The following is a 19,833-nucleotide window of genomic DNA, read 5'->3' as shown; positions in this document are numbered from 1 at the left end:
TCGAGCACATCAGCGATGATGAACAGACTGGCAGACCCCTTGTTTATTTGGATGAAAGTGGTTTTGCTCAATCGATGCCACGTAAACAGGGATATTAGGAAAAAGGGTTACGCTGTTTTGGTACGCATGACTGGCACGCAAAAGGCCGTATCAACGTCATTGGCGCCATTCTCGAAAAGACCTTCGTCACCTTAAGCTTATTTACCGGGAATATTAATGCCGATGTTTTTTATGCGTGGGTGACGCAAGATTTGCTGCCAAAGCTTCCACACGGAGCCGTGATAGTGATGGATAATGCGCCTTTCCATAAACGGAATGACACGACACAAGCAATAGCAGACAGCCGATGTCAACTGGAATGGCTTCCCGCTTATAGTCCGGATTTAAACCCTATAAAACACAAATGGGGCGGAGCAAAAGCGATAAGGAGGCAAAAAAGATGTTCAGTTGATGAGTTGTTTACGGAGCATATTGAATAGGTCAGGTTATGTTAATTCTGCTATATCACAACGTCCGAAGGCGGTGACTGCACCACCAAACTTTCCGCATGAACAATATTGTGAAATTGCCCCCCGGACAATTCAAAACCCATTGGTAGTCCATCACTGTCTACGGCTAAATGGATTTTAGTTGAGCGTCCTCCTCGGCTTTTCCCAATCGCTTCATCTTTCTTTTATGTTGCGCCTGAACTGTGTTGATAAGCGCGGCCAATACTGCTATCAATGAACCACCATTCCGTATCAGAGTCTTTATATAATTACTTGAATAATAACTCCACAACCACCGACTTTAGTCGGTGGTTGTGGAGTTTAGCGGCCAATGAACGGGGTGAAGAATAGCTTGATATGGCGACTTTATTGGCTAATTATAAGGCACAACAAAAACCGGATCGGATAGAAGCGCTATTAATGGTGATGACCTGTTGTCTGATGGTCTATGCAGCGCTGGAGCATAAGATCCGCCGCGAACTGAAAAAAAGCGTCCCGTTTTTCCCTGATATGAGGAACAAACGGACACAATCGCCAGCCGCGCGTGAGGTCTTTCTGATTATAGAAGGGATAAACTCCTTTGAATTTCAATAACATAAAATGATAACTGGAATACAGTCTTACCACAATGAACTTTTAAGTTTATTAGGCTCACAATATCAAACGGTTTATTCTTGAATTTGGATGTGGAATGACGAGTTTATACGTAGTGCGCTGCAAGAGTAGGAAAACGTCAATAAGCACTGGAACAATATACAGTTGATTGGATTTTTAATTATTTGATTTTTATATAAAAATAATAAACATCGACAAATACCGAAACATGAAACTAATATATGTTAGGTGTATTCATTTCTGCTTTCATTTGGGTTAGTTTATGGCGATAGACAGTATACCTTTTAGTCTCAGTAAACGCATTTTCATATTGATTCCAAAATAAAAGTAGTGATAATTAACGTTGATTCAACCGTTTATTAAATAGGCTGACTAACTATGGAAATTCGGGTATTTCGGCAAAATGATTTTGAGGCCGTCACCACACTTTGGGAACGCTGTGATTTGATTAATCCCGGTGATGATCCAGAAGTAGATATTGAGCGTAAGTTAACCCATGATGCTGATTTATTTCTAGTTGCTGAAGTTGCGGGAGAGGTAGTTGGTACAGTTATGGGCGGCTATGATGGGCATCGTGGACATGCTTATTATCTGAGTGTTCACCCTGAATTCAGGGGCAGGGGAATTGCTAATGCTTTGATATCCCGCTTGGAAAAAAAATTATTGGCGAGAGGTTGTCCGAGTATTTTGATTTTGGTTTCAGAAGAAAATGATGCAACGATTTGTATGTGTGAAAAAATGGAATATGATTATTTGGGGCAAGAAAATACTATTTTTAGTAAGCGCCTGATTATTGATTAAATATAAAATGGCTGAACAGTATTATTTTATTCAGCCATTATTGAATTATACAGTACTAAATTAATTATCTTTATAATAAGATGACTCAAGAATATCTGATGTTTATTTTGTAAAATAAATAATTTTTTTGACGCAATGGGGATATTATCTCCGATACTAGAGACAATTCTAACTTGAATTTTTCCTTCGTTATTTCTATATAGTTGATAATGATCATGGATGGGAGATTCTGATTTCCCTTCTAATATAATAAAGCTACAAGGAGATTGAATATGAAATTTTCTCTCCTGAAATATCGTGGTTTTTTCCTGATGCTTTTCCTGATTTGTAATGTGATTCAACTTGTCATGAATATTAGAAGGCAAAACCGATTTTTGATCTGAGGCTCTCGCCATGACAGATACGCTTAAAGAGATAATAAATACCGCAATAATCACCTTTTCATTCATCATATTCTACCGTAACATCATTCTTTAGATGAAAGTGATGTTATCGGTCATTGTGTCAATCTATCATCAATGTTGTATTGTTCTTGTTTTTTTTGCATTTTTGTTGATGAAATTTTTCGTATTTACAAATGAATGTTTTTTTAAGAGTGTGTTTTGCATAACCCGTCAATAGATATAAAGGTAAAAACAGTAATGGGTAAATTTTTTGTATTTAATTTATTGTCCAAACAGCGAGTTGTAGCCGTTAGTAGTTTATTGGGAAGTTCGCTGTTACTAAGTGCCTGTGCTGGAATACCAGAATTTTCATGGTCTTCGTTATCACCTTGGGAGTGGTTTGGCAGTGCCTTACGTGTCTCTGAACAAGGTGTTGGGGAAGTGAATAAACAGACAGACATGGATCAATCTGCGATTGAACAAGGCTTGAAAGGCAAATACCGCCTGCGCAGTGGGATGGAAACTCAAAATGGCAAATTCGTCAGCATCATTCAGGGAATGGAGGGTGATCAGGTAAAAATCGAATTGTCTGGTTTGGCTAAGGGGAAAGTTAATCGTATTGATGTGTTGGATGATAGGGTGAAAACCGTATGGGGAACAAGAATAGGCACACCTTTCTCCGAGCTGTATGGCAAAGCGTTTGGTGTATGTCATCGTTCCAGTGATTTCATTATGCAGCCAACCGTGATTTGTATTGCACCGCAAAGCCAGCATATCAGCTATGTGTTTACCGGGCAGTGGGATGGCCCAGAAGGGTTAATGCCTTCTGATGATGCCCTGAAAAATTGGAAAATTTCGCGGATCATTTGGAAATCCTGACAAAGCCTTAAAGAGAGTTTGCGCTGAAGCAGAGCTCTCTTTTCATCTGTTTATATATTATCTTTTGAATTGATAATTCCTACATTTCCTATAGCTTATCGCGTTTCATCATTTCTCATAAAAACTCGGTATATAAAACAGGGGATAGTAAACTACCCTGTTATAAATATTCTGGATACAGTATGAAGAAATCGTTGTCGAATAGGCGTGACGGGTAAGGTGTTGGATGAAAATAGTGGCAATAAACAATAAATTATTGGGCGGGTTGGTTGCCTTAGCATTTTTGGGTCTTATCAACGCATACAGTGCCAACGCTTATGCCGTCGGATTATTGAATAGTTCTTACGATATTTCGCGAGAGTTATTTTCTACCTTGAACCCTCAATTTGAAAAACAATGGAATGCACAGCATCCGCAAGATAAATTAATTATTAAGCAATCCCATGCAGGTTCATCCAAACAGGCATTGAGTATTCTACAGGGGTTACGGGCTGATGTCGTGACGTACAATCAGGTTACGGATGTCCAGATCCTGCATGATCGCGGCAATCTTATTCCTGCCGACTGGCAGCAACGTTTGCCAAATAACAGTTCACCTTACTATTCCACTATGGCTTTTCTGGTTCGCAAAGGTAATCCCAAACAGATCCATACTTGGGATGATTTGGTACGTCATGATGTGAAGTTGGTTTTTCCAAACCCGAAAACGTCGGGTAATGGGCGTTATACCTATCTGGCGGCATGGGGCGCTTTCCAACAGCAAAATGAGCATGACCCGGTGAAAGTTCGCCAACTGATGCGGCGTCTTTTGCAAAACGTTGTGGTATTTGATACTGGGGGGCGGGGTGCAACGACTTCATTTATTGAGCGGAGTCTGGGTGATGTTTTGATTAGTTTTGAATCTGAAGTCAATAACATTCGTAAACAGTATGGTACTGACAATTATGAAGTTATTGTGCCTCCGGTAGATATTTTGGCTGAGTTCCCTGTGACTTGGATTGATAAAAATGTCCGCAGAAATGGAACTGAAGCAGTGGCTAAAGCCTATTTGAATTACCTTTATAGCCCCGCAGCGCAGCAGATTATTGCGAGCTTCAATTATCGAGTGAATGATAAAAATGTCATGAAAGCACAGAAACCTCGTTTTCCTGAAACCAGACTGTTTCGTCTGGAAGAACAATTCGGTAACTGGCCGCTGGTGATGAAAACACATTTCAACACGGGCGGTATGTTGGATCAGTTATTGGCGGAAGGACATAAATGATGTTAGTGGCATCCGGTAAACGCGTCCTGCCCGGATTTGGGCTGAGTTTGGGCAGTAGCTTGTTTTATACCTGTCTGATCTTGTTATTGCCATTAAGCGCTCTGGCTATACAGCTTTCGAGTATGACATGGACTCAATATTGGCAGGTGATTGTAAATCCGCAGGTTGTTGCCGCTTATCAGGTGACATTGCTGGCTGCTGCGGCCGCCAGTTTCTTCAACATGGTTTTCGGAATGTTGATGGCGTGGATACTGACGCGTTATCACTTTCCTGGTCGCAGTTTGCTTGACGGGTTGATGGACTTGCCCTTTGCTTTGCCGACTGCCGTGGCAGGCTTAACTTTGGCGACCCTGTTCTCTGCAACAGGATGGTATGGCGCTTGGCTGGGCAATTTTGACATCAAGGTAGTGAATACTTGGCTGGGAATTGCAGTTGCGATGGCATTTACAAGCCTGCCGTTTGTCGTCCGCACAGTGCAGCCCGTTCTTGAAGAACTTGGCCCTGAATATGAGGAAGCGGCGCAGACATTGGGCGCTAGCCGCTGGCAGACTTTCCGGCGAGTTATTCTGCCTGAAGTTTCACCCGCATTGATGGCCGGAACCGTACTCTCTTTCACTCGCAGCTTGGGGGAGTTTGGGGCAGTAATTTTTATTGCAGGCAATATTGCATGGCAAACAGAAGTGGTTTCCCTGATGATCTTTGTCCGTTTGCAAGAATTTGATTATCCGGCTGCTAGTGCGATTGCTTCTGTGATCCTTGCGGCATCGTTGTTACTGCTGTTTAGCGTCAATATATTGCAGAGTCGGTTTGGTAAACGGATCGGGGGGCATTGATGACTGAGTTATCTGCATACACAGTGGCACAGCGCTCTCCTATCAACTGGGGAAAATGGGTACTGATTGGTACGGGTATACTCGTTTCTACTCTGCTGCTGGTAATCCCGATAATGTGGATTTTTTTGACCGCTTTTTCGAAAGGTTTCGATCTCGTTAAACAGAATCTTCTTGATCCCGATATGCTGCATGCTATCTGGTTGACCGTGATGATTGCGCTTATCACAGTCCCTATCAATCTGATTTTTGGTGTGATGACTGCTTGGCTAGTTACTCGATTCCAATTTCCCGGTAGGCAGTTATTGCTGACATTGATCGATATTCCGTTTGCTGTTTCACCTGTTGTGGCAGGGCTGCTTTATCTGCTGTTTTACGGTGTCAATGGTTGGATGGGAGGCTGGCTGGGTTCTTATGATATGCAATTAATGTTTTCATGGCCGGGTATGGTACTGGTGACGGTATTTGTGACATGCCCATTTGTTGTCCGTGAGTTGGTGCCGGTGATGTTAAGTCAGGGTAGTCAGGAAGATGAGGCAGCAATATTGCTGGGCGCTTCTGGCTGGAAGATGTTCTGGCGTGTGACATTACCGAATATTCGCTGGGCATTGCTATATGGCATCGTTTTGACCAATGCTCGGGCGATTGGGGAATTTGGCGCAGTTTCTGTGGTATCAGGGGCGATTCGGGGTGAAACCTATACGCTGCCTTTGCAGGTTGAGCTGCTGTACCAAGATTACAACACTGTGGGTGCATTTACGGCTGCGGCTTTATTGGCAGTGATGGCGATTATCACTCTGATGGTCAAAAGTGCTGTGCAGTGGCGATTAAGCCACCAGTAACGGGAGATCAGGAGCAAGATATGAGTATTGAAATCAGTAAAATCAGCAAGTCTTTTGGCCGGGTCCAGATACTGAGTGAGATTTCATTAGGTATTGAATCTGGTGAAATGGTTGCGCTACTTGGCCCGTCCGGTTCTGGTAAAACGACTCTCCTGAGGATCATTGCAGGGCTTGAGCAGCAAAGTGCAGGGCAATTGAAGTTTAATGGTCAGGATGTCAGTCGAGTGCATGCGAAAGATCGGCGAGTTGGCTTTGTATTCCAGCATTACGCCCTATTTCGCCATATGAACGTCTTTGATAACGTCGCTTTTGGTTTGACTGTGCTTCCGCGTCGTCAACGCCTCAGTGGTGAGGCGCTCCGCAGTAAGGTGATGGTATTGCTTGATATGGTTCAGTTATCCCACCTTGCTGATCGTTACCCGTCACAACTTTCTGGTGGGCAGAAACAGCGTGTGGCATTAGCAAGGGCATTGGCAGTGGAACCGCAAATCCTGTTGCTGGATGAGCCGTTTGGTGCTTTGGATGCACAGGTACGTATGGAATTGCGCCGCTGGTTACGGCAACTTCATGAAGAACTGAAATTTACCAGTGTATTCGTTACCCATGATCAGGAAGAAGCGATGGAAGTAGCGGATAGAGTGGTGGTGATGAATCAAGGGTGTATTGAGCAAGTTGGTACGCCGCAACAGGTGTGGAGAGAGCCAGAAAGCCGTTTTGTGCTCGAATTTATGGGAGAGGTCAATCAATTACACGGTGAAATAAAAGGTTCCCAATTATGGGTTGGGGGGAAAATTTTCCCATTGAATGTGACACCATTACATCAGGGAAATGTTGACGTGTTTCTCCGCCCATGGGAAATGACTCTTAGTACCCAACAAACTGCATCTTGTCCTTTACCTGTTCAAATTGTGGAAATCAGCCCACGCGGCCATTTTTCTTTGTTGTCTGTCTTGCCAGTAGGGTGGGGAAAAGACCTCTTATCGGTTATCTGGCAGGGTGATTCACCTGTTCCTGTTAGGGGAAACCAGTATTTTATGGGAGGCACTGGAGCTAGACTGTATGCAGGTGACCTGCCATTAAAAGTGCTCAGACTCGCTGAATCAGCTTGATTTAGCTATATTTTATTACCGTCAACCCGTCTCTCGTCATTTGGGGGAGCGGGTATTTTTTGTTTAAGATCTTGCTACAGTTTTCTGAATATGATTATTTTGTTGTCCACTCTCATATGAATTAGGTAATGCTGTGGCAAGCTTGGAAGATTTTATAGGCAATACTCCGCTGGTTAAATTACAACGACTCACCGAAAGTGTTGATGCGGAAATTTGGGTAAAACTGGAAGGTAACAATCCTGCTGGTTCCGTGAAAGACAGGGCTGCATTTTCAATGATCCAGCAGGCTGAATTACGAGGAGAAATTGCGCCGGGAGATGTGCTCATAGAAGCAACGAGTGGCAATACTGGCATTGCACTGGCTATGATTGCGGCAGTTAAAAATTATAAATTGAAATTATTAATGCCTGAAAATATGAGTCTTGAACGGCAGGCGTCAATGCGGGCTTACGGTGCAGAATTGATTCTGGTCAGTAAAGAATCAGGCATGGAAGGTGCTCGGGACTTAGCGCAGAAAATGGAACAAGAGGGAGAAGGGAAGGTTCTTGACCAATTTAATAATATGGATAATGCACTGGCGCACTTCAATACAACTGGTCCGGAAATCTGGCAGCAAACGCAGGGGCGCATAACGCATTTTGTTTCCAGTATGGGAACGACGGGGACAATTACAGGAGTGAGCCGCTACCTGAAATCTCAATCAGATAAAGTGCACACTACGGGATTGCAGCCTGCAGAAAATAGCCAGATCCCCGGTATTCGCCGTTGGTCTCCCGCTTATATGCCTGGTATTTACAAAAAAGAGTTAGTGGATCAGCTCTTGGATATCACACAAATGGAAGCTGAAACGACAATGCGGCTATTGGCGCAGAAAGAAGGCATTTTTTGTGGTGTCAGTTCTGGCGGTGCTGTTTCAGGGGCACTGCGCATTGCGGCTAAAAATCCAGGGGCAGTCATTGTAGCGATTGTCTGTGATCGTGGTGACAGGTATTTGTCTACTGGGGTATTTAATTAAACGCCTATCCCCTTTGGGTATATGTTATTTGGCATTAAACGTCGCTTTTTGACTGAGCAGCAAACCACAAAAAAATCGCCCCTGTATTATCAGGCTTAATCCGGTAAAATGCCTGATAATACAGGGGCGATTAATCAACCATCTGAAAAATAAGAAGGATCTGTAAACAGGAAAAGAGCGGAAAACGTGTTCCCGATGATTTTTCTGTTATCTTTTGATACGCATGATGACAGATTCACCTACAACTACAGATCCACTCACTTTAGACAATTCTTTAATTTCGTCCATGTTAGAAATAACAACAGGAGTTAATGTTGATTTAGCCCTTTCTTCCAGAAATGCCAGATCAAACTCTAAAACCAGATCGCCTTTCTGTACTCGTTGACCTTCTTCGGCAATGCGTTTAAAGCCCGCACCTTTCAGCTCAACGGTATCAATACCAAAATGAACGAACAGTTCAACTCCGCTATCCGATTCGATAGAAAAAGCATGGTTAGTTTCGAAGATTTTACCAATGGTGCCATCAACAGGAGCGACAATTTTGTTGCCGGCAGGTTTAATCGCGATACCATCCCCAACGATTTTTTCGGCAAAAACAACATCTGGAACATCTTCGATATTGACTATTTCACCTGACAATGGGGCGATAATTTCAATACTGCCGCTGTTTTTTTTATCGTCTGAAACCAGAGATTTCAGTTTATCAAGCAGACCCATGAATCTTCTCCTAATTGTTTTAATGGGACCGTGTTTTGGCTGATGTAGCTAGCAGAGTGTTTTTTCTCTGGTAAAGGTGTCAACCAAATCCATCAATTCCTTTGCAGTCGGCTGAGATAAGGCTTGCTCTGCCAGCGCTTTCGCATCATCGTAATTGGCATTACGAATGATTTTCTTGATGCGTGGAATTGATATCGCACTCATGCTGAACTCATCCAATCCCATGCCTAAGAGTAACAGCGCGGCACGTTCATCACCAGCTAGCTCTCCACACATTCCCGTCCATTTACCTTCTGCGTGTGAGGCATCAATAACCTGCTTGATGAGGCTCAACACTGCGGGTGACATTGGGTTATAAAGATGAGAAATCAGCTCATTACCACGGTCTACCGCAAGAGTATACTGAGTTAGATCGTTTGTCCCAATACTAAAAAAGTCAACTTCTTTTGCAAGATGATGAGCAATGGTTGCAGCAGCGGGTGTTTCCACCATGATGCCGACTTCAATAGATTCATCAAATGCTTTGTCTTCATCACGTAACTGGTTTTTGAGCAACGCCAGTTCTGCTTTCAGCTCCCTAATTTCCTCAACTGAAATAATCATTGGGAACATAATGCGGAGTTTACCAAATGCAGAGGCTCGCAGGATAGCACGCAATTGAGAATGTAAGATTTCTTTACGATCAAGGCAAATCCGAATTGCACGCCAGCCAAGGAATGGGTTCTCTTCTTTTGGCAGGTTCATGTAAGGCAAATCTTTATCACCGCCGATATCCATGGTACGGATAATGATGGCTTGGTTGCCAACGGCTTCTGCAACCGCTTTATATGCCTCAAACTGCTCGTCTTCAGTAGGCAGCGTATCGCGATCCATAAACAGGAATTCGGTGCGGTATAGTCCTACACCTTCGGCACCATTGCGCTCTGCACCCATGACATCACGAACTGTACCGATATTGGCACAAACTTCAACTTGATGGCCATCCAGTGTAATAGCAGGTAAATCTTTCAGTTTTGCCAGTTCTGTTTTTTCTGACAGATACTCGTGTTTTGCCTTTTTCAGTTGATCGATTTCAGCATTAGACGGGTTCACATAAATCTGGTTATTAACTGCATCCAGAATCAGGTAACTGCCATTTTTGATTTGAGTTGTTGCATTGGTAGTACCGACTATTGCGGGTAATTCGAGAGAGCGGGCCATAATCGAGGTATGGGATGTTCGGCCACCCAAATCAGTGATGAAACCTAGCACTTTGTCCAGATTGAGTTGTGCGGTTTCCGATGGAGTTAAATCATTGGCAATGAGGATAGCTTCTTCTTCAATAGTGCCTAAATCGATAATCGGCATACCCAGAATATTTTTCAGCAGGCGTTTACCAATATCGCGAACATCGGCCGCACGTTCTTTCAAATATTCATCGTCTAGTTCTTCCAGTGCCTTAGCCTGATCTTCAATAACGGAATAAACAGCGGCATCTGCTGTTGCCAGATTTTTCTTAATCAGGGTAACAATTTCCTGTTCCAGCTCTTCGTCTTCCAGCAACATAATATGGCCTTCGAAGATCTCAGCCTTTTCTGCACCTAAATTTTTTTCGGCTGTTTTTCTAATTATTTCTAACTGTACGGAAGACTTGTCTCGACCTTGTTTAAAACGGGAAATTTCTTGTTCGGTTTGTTCTGTAGTAATTTTTTTCTGATTGATAATGATGGGGTCTTCTTTCAGCAATAATGCCTTGCCGAAAGCAATGCCTGGTGATACTAAGATGCCTGAAATCATACTATATGACCTTACTGCGGGTGATTACCTTCCATTAAGCCTTCAGGGGGGAGGCTATAAATATCCCCAAATTTTATTTATCTGGGGATGGAACTCGGTGAAATGAAACAAATTGGCTTTATTAAGCGGGCGATTATTCCAATTCACCCATCAGCTTAACTAAATGTTCAACAGCATGCTGTTCATCTTCGCCTTCAGCGGAAATTGTTACAGCAGTACCTTGAGTCAGTCCCAGCGTTTGCAGCTTAAACAGGCTTTTCGCACTGGCAGATTTGCCACCAGAAGTAAGAGTGATGTCAGAAGAGAAACCTTTTGCTTCTTTGACGAACTGCGCAGCAGGGCGAGTATGGAGGCCATTTGGTGCAGTAATCGTGACTTCTTGCTGGAACATAGTATTTCCTCAATAACTTAAATATTCGTTGATAAGCCCTAGAAAATTCTAAAACTAGTGTAGCTGAACCCGTTCTGGCTTGTACAACCGTTAAATTGATAATGAAATAAGGTGTATTTAGGCATTATCAAAAAATTAACATACTCGATGCATTCAATTGTTGATTTTATGTTAATAAACACTATCCGAGTATTTGTTGAATTGGATGGTGCTTTTCATTCTGGCTCAGCGATTAATTTCGTGCATCAAAATAATTACTGGTTAAATACTAAAGCTACTTGAATAAATCATCTAGGAAAGTTTTAAACTTTGATCTGATGCACAAAAAAGCACCCTTAAGGTGCTTTTTTGTCAATGAAATTGCAAAAACTCAGAGTGATTTTTAATCATTGGCTAAGTCGGCAAACAGGGCGGTACTGAGATAACGTTCAGCCGAAGAAGGCAAAATAACCACGATATTTTTATCTTTATATTCGTCTTCCTGAGATAACCTGACGGCGGCAGCGACAGCGGCTCCTGAGGAAATTCCAGCAAGAATTCCTTCTTTTTCAGTGACTTCTCTCGCTATTTTAATGGCTTCTTCATTACTGACTTTAAACACACGGTCAACTAATGTTAAATCTAGGTTATCAGGGATGAAACCAGCTCCAATTCCCTGAATCTTGTGTGGGCCAGGCTTAAGTTCTTCACCAGCAAGTTTCTGGCTGATTACAGGAGAATCTTCTGGTTCTACAGCAACGATAGTGACTTGTGCGGCTTGTGTATTTTTCAGGTAACGAGCAACCCCTGTGATTGTGCCTCCAGTCCCTACACCTGCAACGAAAGCACCGATATTGCCATCGGTAGCTTCCCAGATTTCTGGGCCTGTGGTTTTTTCATGAATTTCAGGGTTCGCCGGATTACTGAATTGTTGCAGGAGAATATAATGGTCTGGATCGCTATCACGGATTTCGTCAGCTTTATCAATGGCACCTTTCATGCCTTTCGCGCCTTCGGTCAGCACCAGACTGGCTCCCAGCGCTTTCAGCAGCTTGCGGCGCTCAAGACTCATGGTTTCAGGCATAGTAAGGGTCAGCTTATAGCCACGGGCAGCCGCAACGTAAGCAAGAGCAATACCGGTGTTGCCACTGGTTGGTTCAATAAGTTCTTTATCTTTGGTCAGGATGCCACGTTTTTCAGCGTCCCAAATCATGTTGGCACCAATTCGGCACTTTACGCTGAAACTTGGATTGCGGGATTCTATCTTTGCTAGAATGCGGCCATTACCAAAATGTTTTAAACGTACGAGTGGAGTGTGACCAATAGTCAACGAATTGTCTTCATAAATTTTGCTCATTATTCGATTGCCCCTTAAATACCTTTAAACATCAGATAACCATACGCTAACATCTTATTTATGGAAATAGAGTTTAAGTCTATTCTTATTATATAAAAGAATATTCGTTGATTTTTTATATTATTTACGTTGTTTATTATAAGAATAACTATTCCTCCATTTATGATTTTATATAGTTATTTCTGCGCCGTGATGGTTACAGTTAATTAAAGGTAATGGCTAATACAAAACCCTGGTGTATTCTTGATACATCAGGGCATGGTGTTATTTAAAAAGGAAAAAGTGGTTTAATGGGATGGGTTATGGTGTAAGGCGTGTTGAGCGCGATAGCGATCAACCCACATGGCTGTAGCTCCACAGACTGCAACGGGCATAATGAACAGGTTTACTACCGGGATCATGGTCAATACACTAACGGCTGCACCAAATTGAAGATTGTCAATTTTGTTTTGTCGCAGGGTACTGCGCATAGTAGAAAAACTGATTTTGTGATTATCAAACGGATAATCGCAGTATTGGATAGTCAACATCCAGGCACTGAAAATAAGCCAGAGGACAGGAGCGACAGTTTGACCAATACCCGGAATGAAATATAGCAACAGCAGTACGAGCGCACGCGGAATATAGTAGAGGATTTTTACTATCTCACGTTTCAAAATACGGGGTGTATCTTTTATCAAATCGACCATGCCAGTGTCCGGCGCTGGAATGCCAGTTAATTCCGCTTCCAATTTTTCGGCCAGTAATCCATTGAATGGTGAGGCAATAAAATTAGCCAGTATGCTGAAAAAATAGGTAAAGATCAGCAAAATTGAGACGACAGCCAATGGCCACAGCAAATAACTTAGCCATTGCATCCAATCTGGTATTTTATCGAGCGCCCATAGTATCCAACCATCCAGTTTATGGTACAACCACCAGAATGAACCACCCAGCAATAAAATATTGGCCAGTAAGGGTAATAAAACGAATCTCTTGATGCCAGAGCGGGTTATCAGATGCCAACCTTGTACAATATAATGAAACCCGCTCAAATGTTTTGGCAGTTTTGTCGAATTCGTCATATTTTCTTATTCTCTCCTAGATGATTGAGACGGTATGATATAGGCAGGATTTTCTACTGACCAGTAGTTTTGTGCGTAAAAAATATCCGAAAAAACAGGGTATATCTCCTTTATGGTAAGAAAAGTATGTAGAGACTTGCACTTGTGCTATTTGACAAATACTCTTATCTAAAGAATATTCTGCCGTGGTGGCAATTAATTTAAACAACAGAGATAGCAATGATGCAGGATTTGCGTCTGATATTAATCGTTGTTGGTGCGATAGCCATAATAGCTTTGCTATTACATGGGTTGTGGACCAGCCGCAAAGAGCGTTCGTCACTCTTTCGTGATCGCCCAGTTAAACGTCATAAACAGGAGCGTCAGGAAGAGCTCGACGATAATGATGGCGATAAACTGTTTGATAATTCGTCAAAGTCGCATGTTCAAGAGTCAGTCAAGCCTCGTAATGAACATCGTGAAGAGCCTGTTATTAAACGCTCTGTACCTGAGTTATCAGCGGAAGCGCCTGATGAGGCTTTTGATCCTTTGCTTTCAAATCAGCAATCTGAAGCATCAGCGGCAAAAGTAAAAACCGCTGAGGAATATCAGGAAGAGCCACAGCTTGGCTTATTTGAGTCTACTGAGCAGAGTGCTGAGGCAGCAGAATCGGTTGTCAATACAGCAGTTGTGGAAGAACAACTGAACGTATTGGAAAATGAAGCTGTGGGTGAAGTTGAGCAAGTCAAAAAAGAAACAGTGCTGGTATTACATGTCTCTGCCCATCATGGTCAGGAGCTTGATGGCGAAGCACTGCTTCAAAGTATTTTGCAATCTGGCTTCCGGTTTGGTGATATGAATATCTTTCATCGTCATTTGAACCCGGCGGGCAGTGGAGCGGTGTTGTTCAGTCTGGCTAATATGGTAAAACCAGGCTCGTTTAATCCAGAACTCATGGACGATTTCAGCACCCCTGGAGTTTCCATGTTTATGCTTGTGCCATCATATGGTGATGCTAATCAGAACTTTAAACTGATGTTGCAGGCAGCACAGCGGATTGCTTCTGATGTGGGTGGCGTTGTGTTGGATGGTGAGCGAAAAATGCTCACGCCACAAATGATCGAACACTATAAGGCGCGTATTCGCAATACGCTCAATGCCTGCGAATAAATCTTCTTTTTTAGTACCAAGCCCCCGCTAGCCGGGGGTTTTTCATGTCTGGTGAGAAGTTATGGAAAGTATTATCGAAAAAATCAACAAACTAAGAGCAACATTGCGTCATCACGAGTATTTGTATCATGTTATGGATGCGCCAGAGATCCCTGATGCAGAATATGATCGCTTACTGCGAGAATTAAAAGTACTGGAAGAGCAGCATCCAGAGTTGATTACGGCTGATTCTCCAACCCAGCGTGTTGGTGCGGCACCATTAACGGCATTTGGTCAGGTTCGTCATGAGATCCCGATGCTGTCTTTGGACAATGTTTTTGATGAAGAAAGTTATCTGGCATTTGACAAGCGTGTTCGTGATCGTCTGAAAGATAGTCGGGATTTGGTGTTTTGCTGTGAATTGAAACTCGATGGACTGGCGGTTAGCTTGCTGTACGAAGATGGTGAGTTGGTACAGGCTGCGACTCGTGGTGATGGTACGACAGGGGAAAATATCACTGTTAATGTTCGTACTATTCATGCTATCCCCCTGCGCCTGAAGGGGAATAATATTCCAGCCCGTGTTGAAATTCGTGGTGAAGTTTTTATGAAGCAGGGTGGGTTTGAAAAACTCAATGACGAAGCGCGTCGTAAGGGTAACAAAGTTTTCGCTAATCCACGTAATGCGGCAGCAGGATCACTGCGCCAGCTTGATCCGCGTATTACGGCCAAACGGCCATTGACCTTTTATTGCTATGGCGTCGGTGTTCTGGAAGGTGGAGAATTACCGGCGAGCCATTACGAACGTCTGATGCAGTTCAAACAATGGGGTTTGCCAGTCAGTGACAACGTGAAATTATGCCAGGGAACTCAGCAAGTCATCGACTTCTACCATAACATTGAACAGCAGCGCCCGATATTGGGTTTTGATATTGATGGCATTGTTATCAAAGTTGACTCCCTTGAATTACAGGAAACGTTGGGTTTTGTTGCCAAAGCGCCCCGTTGGGCAACGGCTTTCAAGTTTGCTGCTCAGGAACAGATGACCATCGTGCGTGACGTTGAATTTCAAGTGGGACGTACTGGCGCTATCACACCCGTTGCACGTTTGAAGCCGGTGCAAGTTGCAGGGGTAATAGTCAGTAATGCCACACTACACAATGCGGATGAAATTGAACGTTTGGGGCTGCGTATTGGGGATACCGTGGTTATTCGTCGTGCGGGTGACGTGATCCCAAAAGTTGTTGGTGTTGTACAGGATAAAAGGCCAGCCGAAAGTCAGGAAGTGATTTTTCCTGAATACTGCCCAGTTTGTCGCTCGGATATTGAGCGAGTCGAAGGGGAATCCGTGGCGCGCTGTACTGGTGGATTGTTTTGCGGTGCGCAGCGTAAAGAAGCGCTCAAACATTTCGTTTCCCGTCGAGCCATGGATGTCGATGGTATGGGAGAAAAGATCATTGAGCAGCTTGTCGATAAAGAATATGTTAAAACACCTGCCGATCTTTTCCGTCTGAGCGCTGGAAAATTAACGGGTCTTGAGCGAATGGGACCTAAATCTGCTCAGAATACGATTGATGCCTTGGAAAAATCCAAGAAAACCACATTCGCTCGTTTTATCTACTCTCTGGGAATTCGTGAAGTCGGGGAGGCGACTGCAGCTAATTTGGTTGCACATTTTGTCACATTAGAAAAACTGCGGGCAGCAGATACTGAAGCGTTAATCGCGGTGCAGGATGTGGGAGGTGTAGTTGCTAGCCATGTCGTGAATTTCTTTAATGAACCGCATAATCAGACTGTGATTGATGACCTCATTGACAATATCGGAATTTACTGGGAATCAGTTGAAACGTTGCAGTCAGACACAGTTGGTAACTCATTTGCTGGCAAGACTGTGGTTTTGACAGGCTCGCTAAACCGTTTATCCCGGGATGAGGCCAAAGATAAGCTGACAGCGCTGGGCGCGAAAGTGACAGGCAGTGTTTCCAAGAAAACGGATTTAGTCATTGCTGGCGAAGCTGCGGGTTCTAAATTAGCCAAAGCCACGGAATTAGGAATAGAAGTCATTGATGAAGAAGAAATGCTTCGTCTGTTAGGTGAATAAATATACCCAATAGATTTCAAGTTGCAGCCAATAAAGCGGGTGACTTGAAAGATGAAGGGGATAAAAATGATTTATTAAATAAAAATAAGGGGGGCTACTGAGAATAGATCTTGATAGCACCCTATACTTGATGTTTCTTTTTGCATACCCAGCCAACACGTTCCTGACTAAAGTGTGAACGAGTTTGCTAAATGGGAATTTGTTTCCGCATAATAGTGAATTATTGTTATCACAATAATTCACTATTATGCGTTACATAAAATGTAATTATAAATTTGTGCTTCGCCATGTCTGGGATTCTCTTTATGTCTCATATAAGTACTATCAATTATCATTCGTGCGATTGGTACTGTGTTGTCCAAAGTGAATGGCATGGGTAAACTGGAGTCTTTCAATGCGGTTGGCTCGTTGATTCTGGGGCAGTCAGAAAACTTCGTTGCTTATAAAAATGTGCTGGATAGAATGTCTGAGTGTCGTATGTACACGATGGCGGCGGCAATGTCTACGGTCTCTATGTTTATCGTAGTCGCTGCACTGGTACTTAACATGTTCAGTAGCTTTATCGTTCTGTCACTGATCAACCCTTACTCTGTCGAGAGCTAAGGGGATATCCAAATGAACAATCTGCACGAATGGCAAAGTTTGATTCGCATTCAAATTAAAAAGGCTGACATGATGAATAAAGAAAATCTACTGGAGATTGCCAACACGGCCATGCCGTTCGGCAAATATAAGGGGCGGATGCTGATAGACCTCCCAGAAGAATATTTACTCTGGTTTGCCCGTAAGGGAGAGTTTCCACAAGGCAAACTTGGGGCATTAATGGAGATAACTCTTGCTATCAAAATTGAAGGGTTGGATTCGTTGGTCAAGCCATTAAAAAATCGTGACTAAAACACTCTTTGTTTCCGGCATTTGTCCTTCTCAAACATACAGTACAATAACATACAGAGCTAAACACACCAGAGATAGGCATATAAGAAAAATCCCTGAAAACTTGCGTCTTCAGGGATTCAGAATTTTGGTGGAGCTAAGCGGGATCGAACCGCTGACCTCTTGCATGCCATGCAAGCGCTCTCCCAGCTGAGCTATAGCCCCACAAATGTGGTTCAAGTTTTGAATTCCAAGTATCGATTATCGTTTTTCATTACGAAAAAGGATAAGTATTTGGTGGAGCTAAGCGGGATCGAACCGCTGACCTCTTGCATGCCATGCAAGCGCTCTCCCAGCTGAGCTATAGCCCCAAATCAAAATCCTGTGGAACGGGGCGCATAATATGAAACCCAGAGAATTCTGTCAATGGATTCATTAATATTCTCTGTGTAAGCGCTGAAAAAGTCATCAATATTCGCCTGCGATAGTAACAATAAAGGCACTGCAATAAGTTGAGTGCCTTTACTATTTTGTGTCATTTAGATAAATGACGATTTACGGTGCGATTTATTGCACTTCACGCTGGGTAATATAGGCCAGTGCTTTATCAATGCGAGACAATGAACGTGCTTGATTGATGGCATGAATAGTGACATCAACACTTGGAGATTGGCCGGCACCGGTGACTGCAACACGCAGTGGCATACCGACTTTACCCATACCAACTTCCAGTTCATCAGCAGTCGCCTGAATGGCATGATGGATATTTTCTGGTGTCCATTCAGTGACAGCAGCCAGTTTCGCTCGAGCAACTTCCAGTGGTTGACGGGCAACAGGGCGCAGATGTTTCTTCGCGGCATCAGCATCAAATTCTGCAAATTCTTCGTAGAAGTAGCGGCAGGAACCTGCCATTTCTTTTAGTGTCTTGCAGCGTTCACCCAGTAGTTTGATCAGAGCAACCAGTTCTGGGCCAGTACGGGTATCGATACCCTGCTGCTCAATGTGCCATGCCAAATGCACCGCGACTTGTTCAGCTGGCAGGGTATTGATGTAGTGATGGTTCAACCATTGCAGCTTTTCAGTATTGAATGCACTGGCTGATTTGCTGATGGCATCAAGGCTGAACAGATTGACCATTTCTTCAACGCTGAAAATTTCCTGATCGCCATGTGACCAACCCAGACGAACCAGATAGTTCAACAGCGCTTCCGGCAGATAGCCATCATCACGGTATTGCATCACACTGACTGCGCCATGACGCTTGGACAGTTTTTTACCATCATCACCCAGGATCATGGAAACGTGGGCATATTCTGGAACAGGAGCACCGAGGGCTTTCAGAATATTAATCTGGCGTGGCGTGTTATTGATGTGGTCTTCACCACGTACAACGTGCGTAATCTCCATATCCCAGTCATCAATTACAACACAGAAATTATAAGTTGGCGCTCCGTCGGTACGGCGAATGATCAAATCGTCCAGCTCCTGGTTGCTGAACTCGATTGGGCCACGGATGCTGTCATTAAAAATGACGGAACCTTCCTGAGGATTGCGGAAACGCACAACGTGTGGCTCATCATGGCTGTGCTGGCATTCGCTATCACGGCAGCAGCCATCATAACGTGGCTTTTCGCCATTCGCCATCTGGGTTTCGCGCAGTTGTTCCAAATGCTCTTTGGAACAGTAGCAGCGGTAAGCAGTACCTTGCTCCAGCATTTCATCAATAACGTGGTTATAACGGTCAAAACGTTTGGTCTGATAATAAGGGCCTTCATCCCAATTCAGATTTAACCAGTTCATTCCGTCCATAATTGCATCGATGGCTTCTTGAGTGGAACGCTCCAGATCGGTGTCTTCAATGCGCAGTACAAATTCACCTTTGTTGTGGCGACTGTATAACCAGGAATAAAGAGCAGTACGCGCACCACCAACGTGGAGATAGCCAGTAGGACTTGGTGCAAAACGGGTTTTCATTTTACTCATCGGGAATTGCCTTAATTACGTTTCATTTTTTAGAGAACGTTTTGGATGGTCAAAGTAACAATAGTGGGAGGTATTTTATCACTGCACTTCAATTCCTCAATGGCGTTAACAGTAGTTATTGAGAAAAGCCAATATCTATTGCCTTAAATGATACCCTAACGTGATTATAATTGTTTCATTCTGTTTAATTTTACGACGAACGAAGATTTTAATAATAAAAACCGTTGACTCACCTCGA

Annotated in this window: 17 protein-coding genes, 2 tRNA genes and 4 pseudogenes; 13 read left to right on the top strand and 10 right to left on the bottom strand. The window is 43.3% G+C overall.

Annotation, left to right across the window (positions count from 1 at the left end; all coding sequences use genetic code 11):
* Nucleotides 1-113 precede the first annotated feature (113 nt).
* Nucleotides 114-479: pseudogene (locus XBJ1_RS13305) on the top strand (transposase); the annotation flags it as partial.
* 23 nt (nt 480-502) lie between these two features.
* Here the strand turns inward: XBJ1_RS13305 and XBJ1_RS22050 are convergent.
* Nucleotides 503-745: pseudogene (locus XBJ1_RS22050) on the bottom strand (IS5/IS1182 family transposase); the annotation flags it as partial.
* Nucleotides 746-809: 64 nt separating this feature from the next.
* Between XBJ1_RS22050 and XBJ1_RS20915 the strand changes: the two are divergent.
* A pseudogene (locus tag XBJ1_RS20915) lies at nt 810-1,166 on the top strand (IS1634 family transposase); the annotation flags it as partial.
* Nucleotides 1,167-1,481: 315 nt separating this feature from the next.
* Nucleotides 1,482-1,904 carry a GNAT family acetyltransferase gene (locus XBJ1_RS13295; protein WP_012989519.1) on the top strand — a complete coding sequence of 141 codons (423 nt, stop codon included), beginning with the start codon at nt 1,482-1,484 and terminating at the stop codon, nt 1,902-1,904.
* 26 nt (nt 1,905-1,930) lie between these two features.
* Here XBJ1_RS13295 and XBJ1_RS13290 read toward each other — a convergent pair whose 3' ends face one another.
* A complete protein-coding gene (locus tag XBJ1_RS13290) occupies nt 1,931-2,356 on the bottom strand; it encodes a hypothetical protein (RefSeq protein WP_012989518.1) in 426 nt (141 codons plus the stop codon).
* Nucleotides 2,357-2,545: 189 nt separating this feature from the next.
* Between XBJ1_RS13290 and XBJ1_RS13285 the strand changes: the two genes are divergently transcribed.
* From XBJ1_RS13285 to cysM, 6 genes are all read left to right on the top strand, one after another.
* Nucleotides 2,546-3,166, top strand: coding sequence for an RpoE-regulated lipoprotein (locus XBJ1_RS13285; protein WP_012989516.1), 621 nt, complete (start codon nt 2,546-2,548; stop codon nt 3,164-3,166).
* 226 nt (nt 3,167-3,392) lie between these two features.
* Nucleotides 3,393-4,430, top strand: a complete 1,038-nt coding sequence (locus XBJ1_RS13280) for a sulfate ABC transporter substrate-binding protein (protein WP_012989515.1) — start codon at nt 3,393-3,395, stop codon at nt 4,428-4,430.
* Nucleotides 4,430-5,263 (top strand): sulfate/thiosulfate ABC transporter permease CysT, encoded by an 834-nt coding sequence (cysT, locus tag XBJ1_RS13275; RefSeq protein WP_012989514.1) that lies wholly within the window; start codon nt 4,430-4,432, stop codon nt 5,261-5,263. The genes XBJ1_RS13280 and cysT overlap by 1 nt, the downstream gene beginning before the upstream one ends.
* The gene (gene cysW, locus XBJ1_RS13270; protein ID WP_012989513.1) at nt 5,263-6,102 is read left to right on the top strand and encodes a sulfate/thiosulfate ABC transporter permease CysW; all 840 of its coding nucleotides are present in this window, start codon (nt 5,263-5,265) and stop codon (nt 6,100-6,102) included. Before cysT ends, cysW begins: the two co-directional genes overlap by 1 nt.
* 20 nt (nt 6,103-6,122) lie before the next feature.
* Complete coding sequence (gene cysA / locus XBJ1_RS13265) at nt 6,123-7,211, top strand: sulfate/thiosulfate ABC transporter ATP-binding protein CysA (RefSeq protein WP_012989512.1); 1,089 nt, start codon at nt 6,123-6,125, stop codon at nt 7,209-7,211.
* A gap of 133 nt (nt 7,212-7,344) precedes the next feature.
* Nucleotides 7,345-8,226, top strand: coding sequence for a cysteine synthase CysM (gene cysM / locus XBJ1_RS13260; protein ID WP_012989511.1), 882 nt, complete (start codon nt 7,345-7,347; stop codon nt 8,224-8,226).
* A 207-nt stretch (nt 8,227-8,433) separates the two neighbouring features.
* On the opposite strand, the gene crr is transcribed toward cysM, so the two are convergent.
* From crr to cysZ, 5 genes are all read right to left on the bottom strand, one after another.
* A complete protein-coding gene (gene crr / locus XBJ1_RS13255) occupies nt 8,434-8,943 on the bottom strand; it encodes a PTS glucose transporter subunit IIA (RefSeq protein ID WP_012989510.1) in 510 nt (169 codons plus the stop codon).
* 48 nt (nt 8,944-8,991) lie between these two features.
* Nucleotides 8,992-10,719, bottom strand: a complete 1,728-nt coding sequence (ptsI, locus tag XBJ1_RS13250) for a phosphoenolpyruvate-protein phosphotransferase PtsI (RefSeq protein WP_012989509.1) — start codon at nt 10,717-10,719, stop codon at nt 8,992-8,994.
* 133 nt (nt 10,720-10,852) lie between these two features.
* Entirely contained in the window at nt 10,853-11,110 is a 258-nt protein-coding gene (gene ptsH, locus XBJ1_RS13245) for a phosphocarrier protein Hpr (RefSeq protein ID WP_012989507.1), read from the bottom strand.
* 382 nt (nt 11,111-11,492) lie between these two features.
* Nucleotides 11,493-12,446, bottom strand: coding sequence for a cysteine synthase A (gene cysK, locus XBJ1_RS13240; RefSeq protein ID WP_012989505.1), 954 nt, complete (start codon nt 12,444-12,446; stop codon nt 11,493-11,495).
* 287 nt (nt 12,447-12,733) lie between these two features.
* Entirely contained in the window at nt 12,734-13,510 is a 777-nt protein-coding gene (cysZ, locus tag XBJ1_RS13235; protein WP_012989504.1) for a sulfate transporter CysZ, read from the bottom strand.
* Nucleotides 13,511-13,729: 219 nt separating this feature from the next.
* On the opposite strand from cysZ, the gene zipA reads away from it, so the two are divergent.
* The 4 genes and pseudogenes from zipA to XBJ1_RS13215 all read left to right on the top strand — a co-directional run bounded on the left by zipA (nt 13,730) and on the right by XBJ1_RS13215 (nt 17,633).
* The gene (gene zipA, locus XBJ1_RS13230; protein ID WP_038199132.1) at nt 13,730-14,659 is read left to right on the top strand and encodes a cell division protein ZipA; all 930 of its coding nucleotides are present in this window, start codon (nt 13,730-13,732) and stop codon (nt 14,657-14,659) included.
* A 61-nt stretch (nt 14,660-14,720) separates the two neighbouring features.
* Nucleotides 14,721-16,739 (top strand): NAD-dependent DNA ligase LigA, encoded by a 2,019-nt coding sequence (ligA, locus tag XBJ1_RS13225; RefSeq protein WP_012989502.1) that lies wholly within the window; start codon nt 14,721-14,723, stop codon nt 16,737-16,739.
* A gap of 318 nt (nt 16,740-17,057) precedes the next feature.
* Nucleotides 17,058-17,339: pseudogene (locus XBJ1_RS13220) on the top strand (NupC/NupG family nucleoside CNT transporter); the annotation flags it as partial.
* A 75-nt stretch (nt 17,340-17,414) separates the two neighbouring features.
* On the top strand, nt 17,415-17,633 hold the full coding sequence (locus XBJ1_RS13215) for a DUF3820 family protein (RefSeq protein WP_038199138.1): 219 nt from the start codon (nt 17,415-17,417) through the stop codon (nt 17,631-17,633).
* Nucleotides 17,634-17,761: 128 nt separating this feature from the next.
* Here the strand turns inward: XBJ1_RS13215 and XBJ1_RS13210 are convergent.
* From XBJ1_RS13210 to gltX, 3 genes are all read right to left on the bottom strand, one after another.
* A tRNA-Ala gene (locus XBJ1_RS13210) sits at nt 17,762-17,837 on the bottom strand.
* Nucleotides 17,838-17,907: 70 nt separating this feature from the next.
* Nucleotides 17,908-17,983 (bottom strand) — tRNA-Ala (locus tag XBJ1_RS13205).
* Between the two features lie 196 nt (nt 17,984-18,179).
* On the bottom strand, nt 18,180-19,595 hold the full coding sequence (gltX, locus tag XBJ1_RS13200) for a glutamate--tRNA ligase (RefSeq protein WP_012989499.1): 1,416 nt from the start codon (nt 19,593-19,595) through the stop codon (nt 18,180-18,182).
* Nucleotides 19,596-19,833 lie beyond the last annotated feature (238 nt).

The sequence above is a fragment of the Xenorhabdus bovienii SS-2004 genome (genome assembly GCF_000027225.1).
Taxonomy (GTDB): Bacteria; Pseudomonadota; Gammaproteobacteria; order Enterobacterales; family Enterobacteriaceae; genus Xenorhabdus; species Xenorhabdus bovienii_C.
Note: the sequence above shows the minus strand (reverse complement) of the source record. Positions and strands in the feature narration are given on the sequence as shown.

Coding starts and splice junctions, on each gene's coding strand:
- cysZ (WP_012989504.1), bottom strand. CDS start 13,510: ATGACGAATTCGACAAAACTGCCAAAACATTTGAGCGGGTTTCATTAT.
- cysA (WP_012989512.1), top strand. CDS start 6,123: ATGAGTATTGAAATCAGTAAAATCAGCAAGTCTTTTGGCCGGGTCCAG.
- zipA (WP_038199132.1), top strand. CDS start 13,730: ATGATGCAGGATTTGCGTCTGATATTAATCGTTGTTGGTGCGATAGCC.
- ligA (WP_012989502.1), top strand. CDS start 14,721: ATGGAAAGTATTATCGAAAAAATCAACAAACTAAGAGCAACATTGCGT.
- XBJ1_RS13290 (WP_012989518.1), bottom strand. CDS start 2,356: ATGATGAATGAAAAGGTGATTATTGCGGTATTTATTATCTCTTTAAGC.
- XBJ1_RS13280 (WP_012989515.1), top strand. CDS start 3,393: ATGAAAATAGTGGCAATAAACAATAAATTATTGGGCGGGTTGGTTGCC.
- gltX (WP_012989499.1), bottom strand. CDS start 19,595: ATGAGTAAAATGAAAACCCGTTTTGCACCAAGTCCTACTGGCTATCTC.
- ptsI (WP_012989509.1), bottom strand. CDS start 10,719: ATGATTTCAGGCATCTTAGTATCACCAGGCATTGCTTTCGGCAAGGCA.
- cysK (WP_012989505.1), bottom strand. CDS start 12,446: ATGAGCAAAATTTATGAAGACAATTCGTTGACTATTGGTCACACTCCA.
- XBJ1_RS13215 (WP_038199138.1), top strand. CDS start 17,415: ATGAATAAAGAAAATCTACTGGAGATTGCCAACACGGCCATGCCGTTC.
- cysT (WP_012989514.1), top strand. CDS start 4,430: ATGTTAGTGGCATCCGGTAAACGCGTCCTGCCCGGATTTGGGCTGAGT.
- XBJ1_RS13295 (WP_012989519.1), top strand. CDS start 1,482: ATGGAAATTCGGGTATTTCGGCAAAATGATTTTGAGGCCGTCACCACA.
- crr (WP_012989510.1), bottom strand. CDS start 8,943: ATGGGTCTGCTTGATAAACTGAAATCTCTGGTTTCAGACGATAAAAAA.
- cysW (WP_012989513.1), top strand. CDS start 5,263: ATGACTGAGTTATCTGCATACACAGTGGCACAGCGCTCTCCTATCAAC.
- XBJ1_RS13285 (WP_012989516.1), top strand. CDS start 2,546: ATGGGTAAATTTTTTGTATTTAATTTATTGTCCAAACAGCGAGTTGTA.
- ptsH (WP_012989507.1), bottom strand. CDS start 11,110: ATGTTCCAGCAAGAAGTCACGATTACTGCACCAAATGGCCTCCATACT.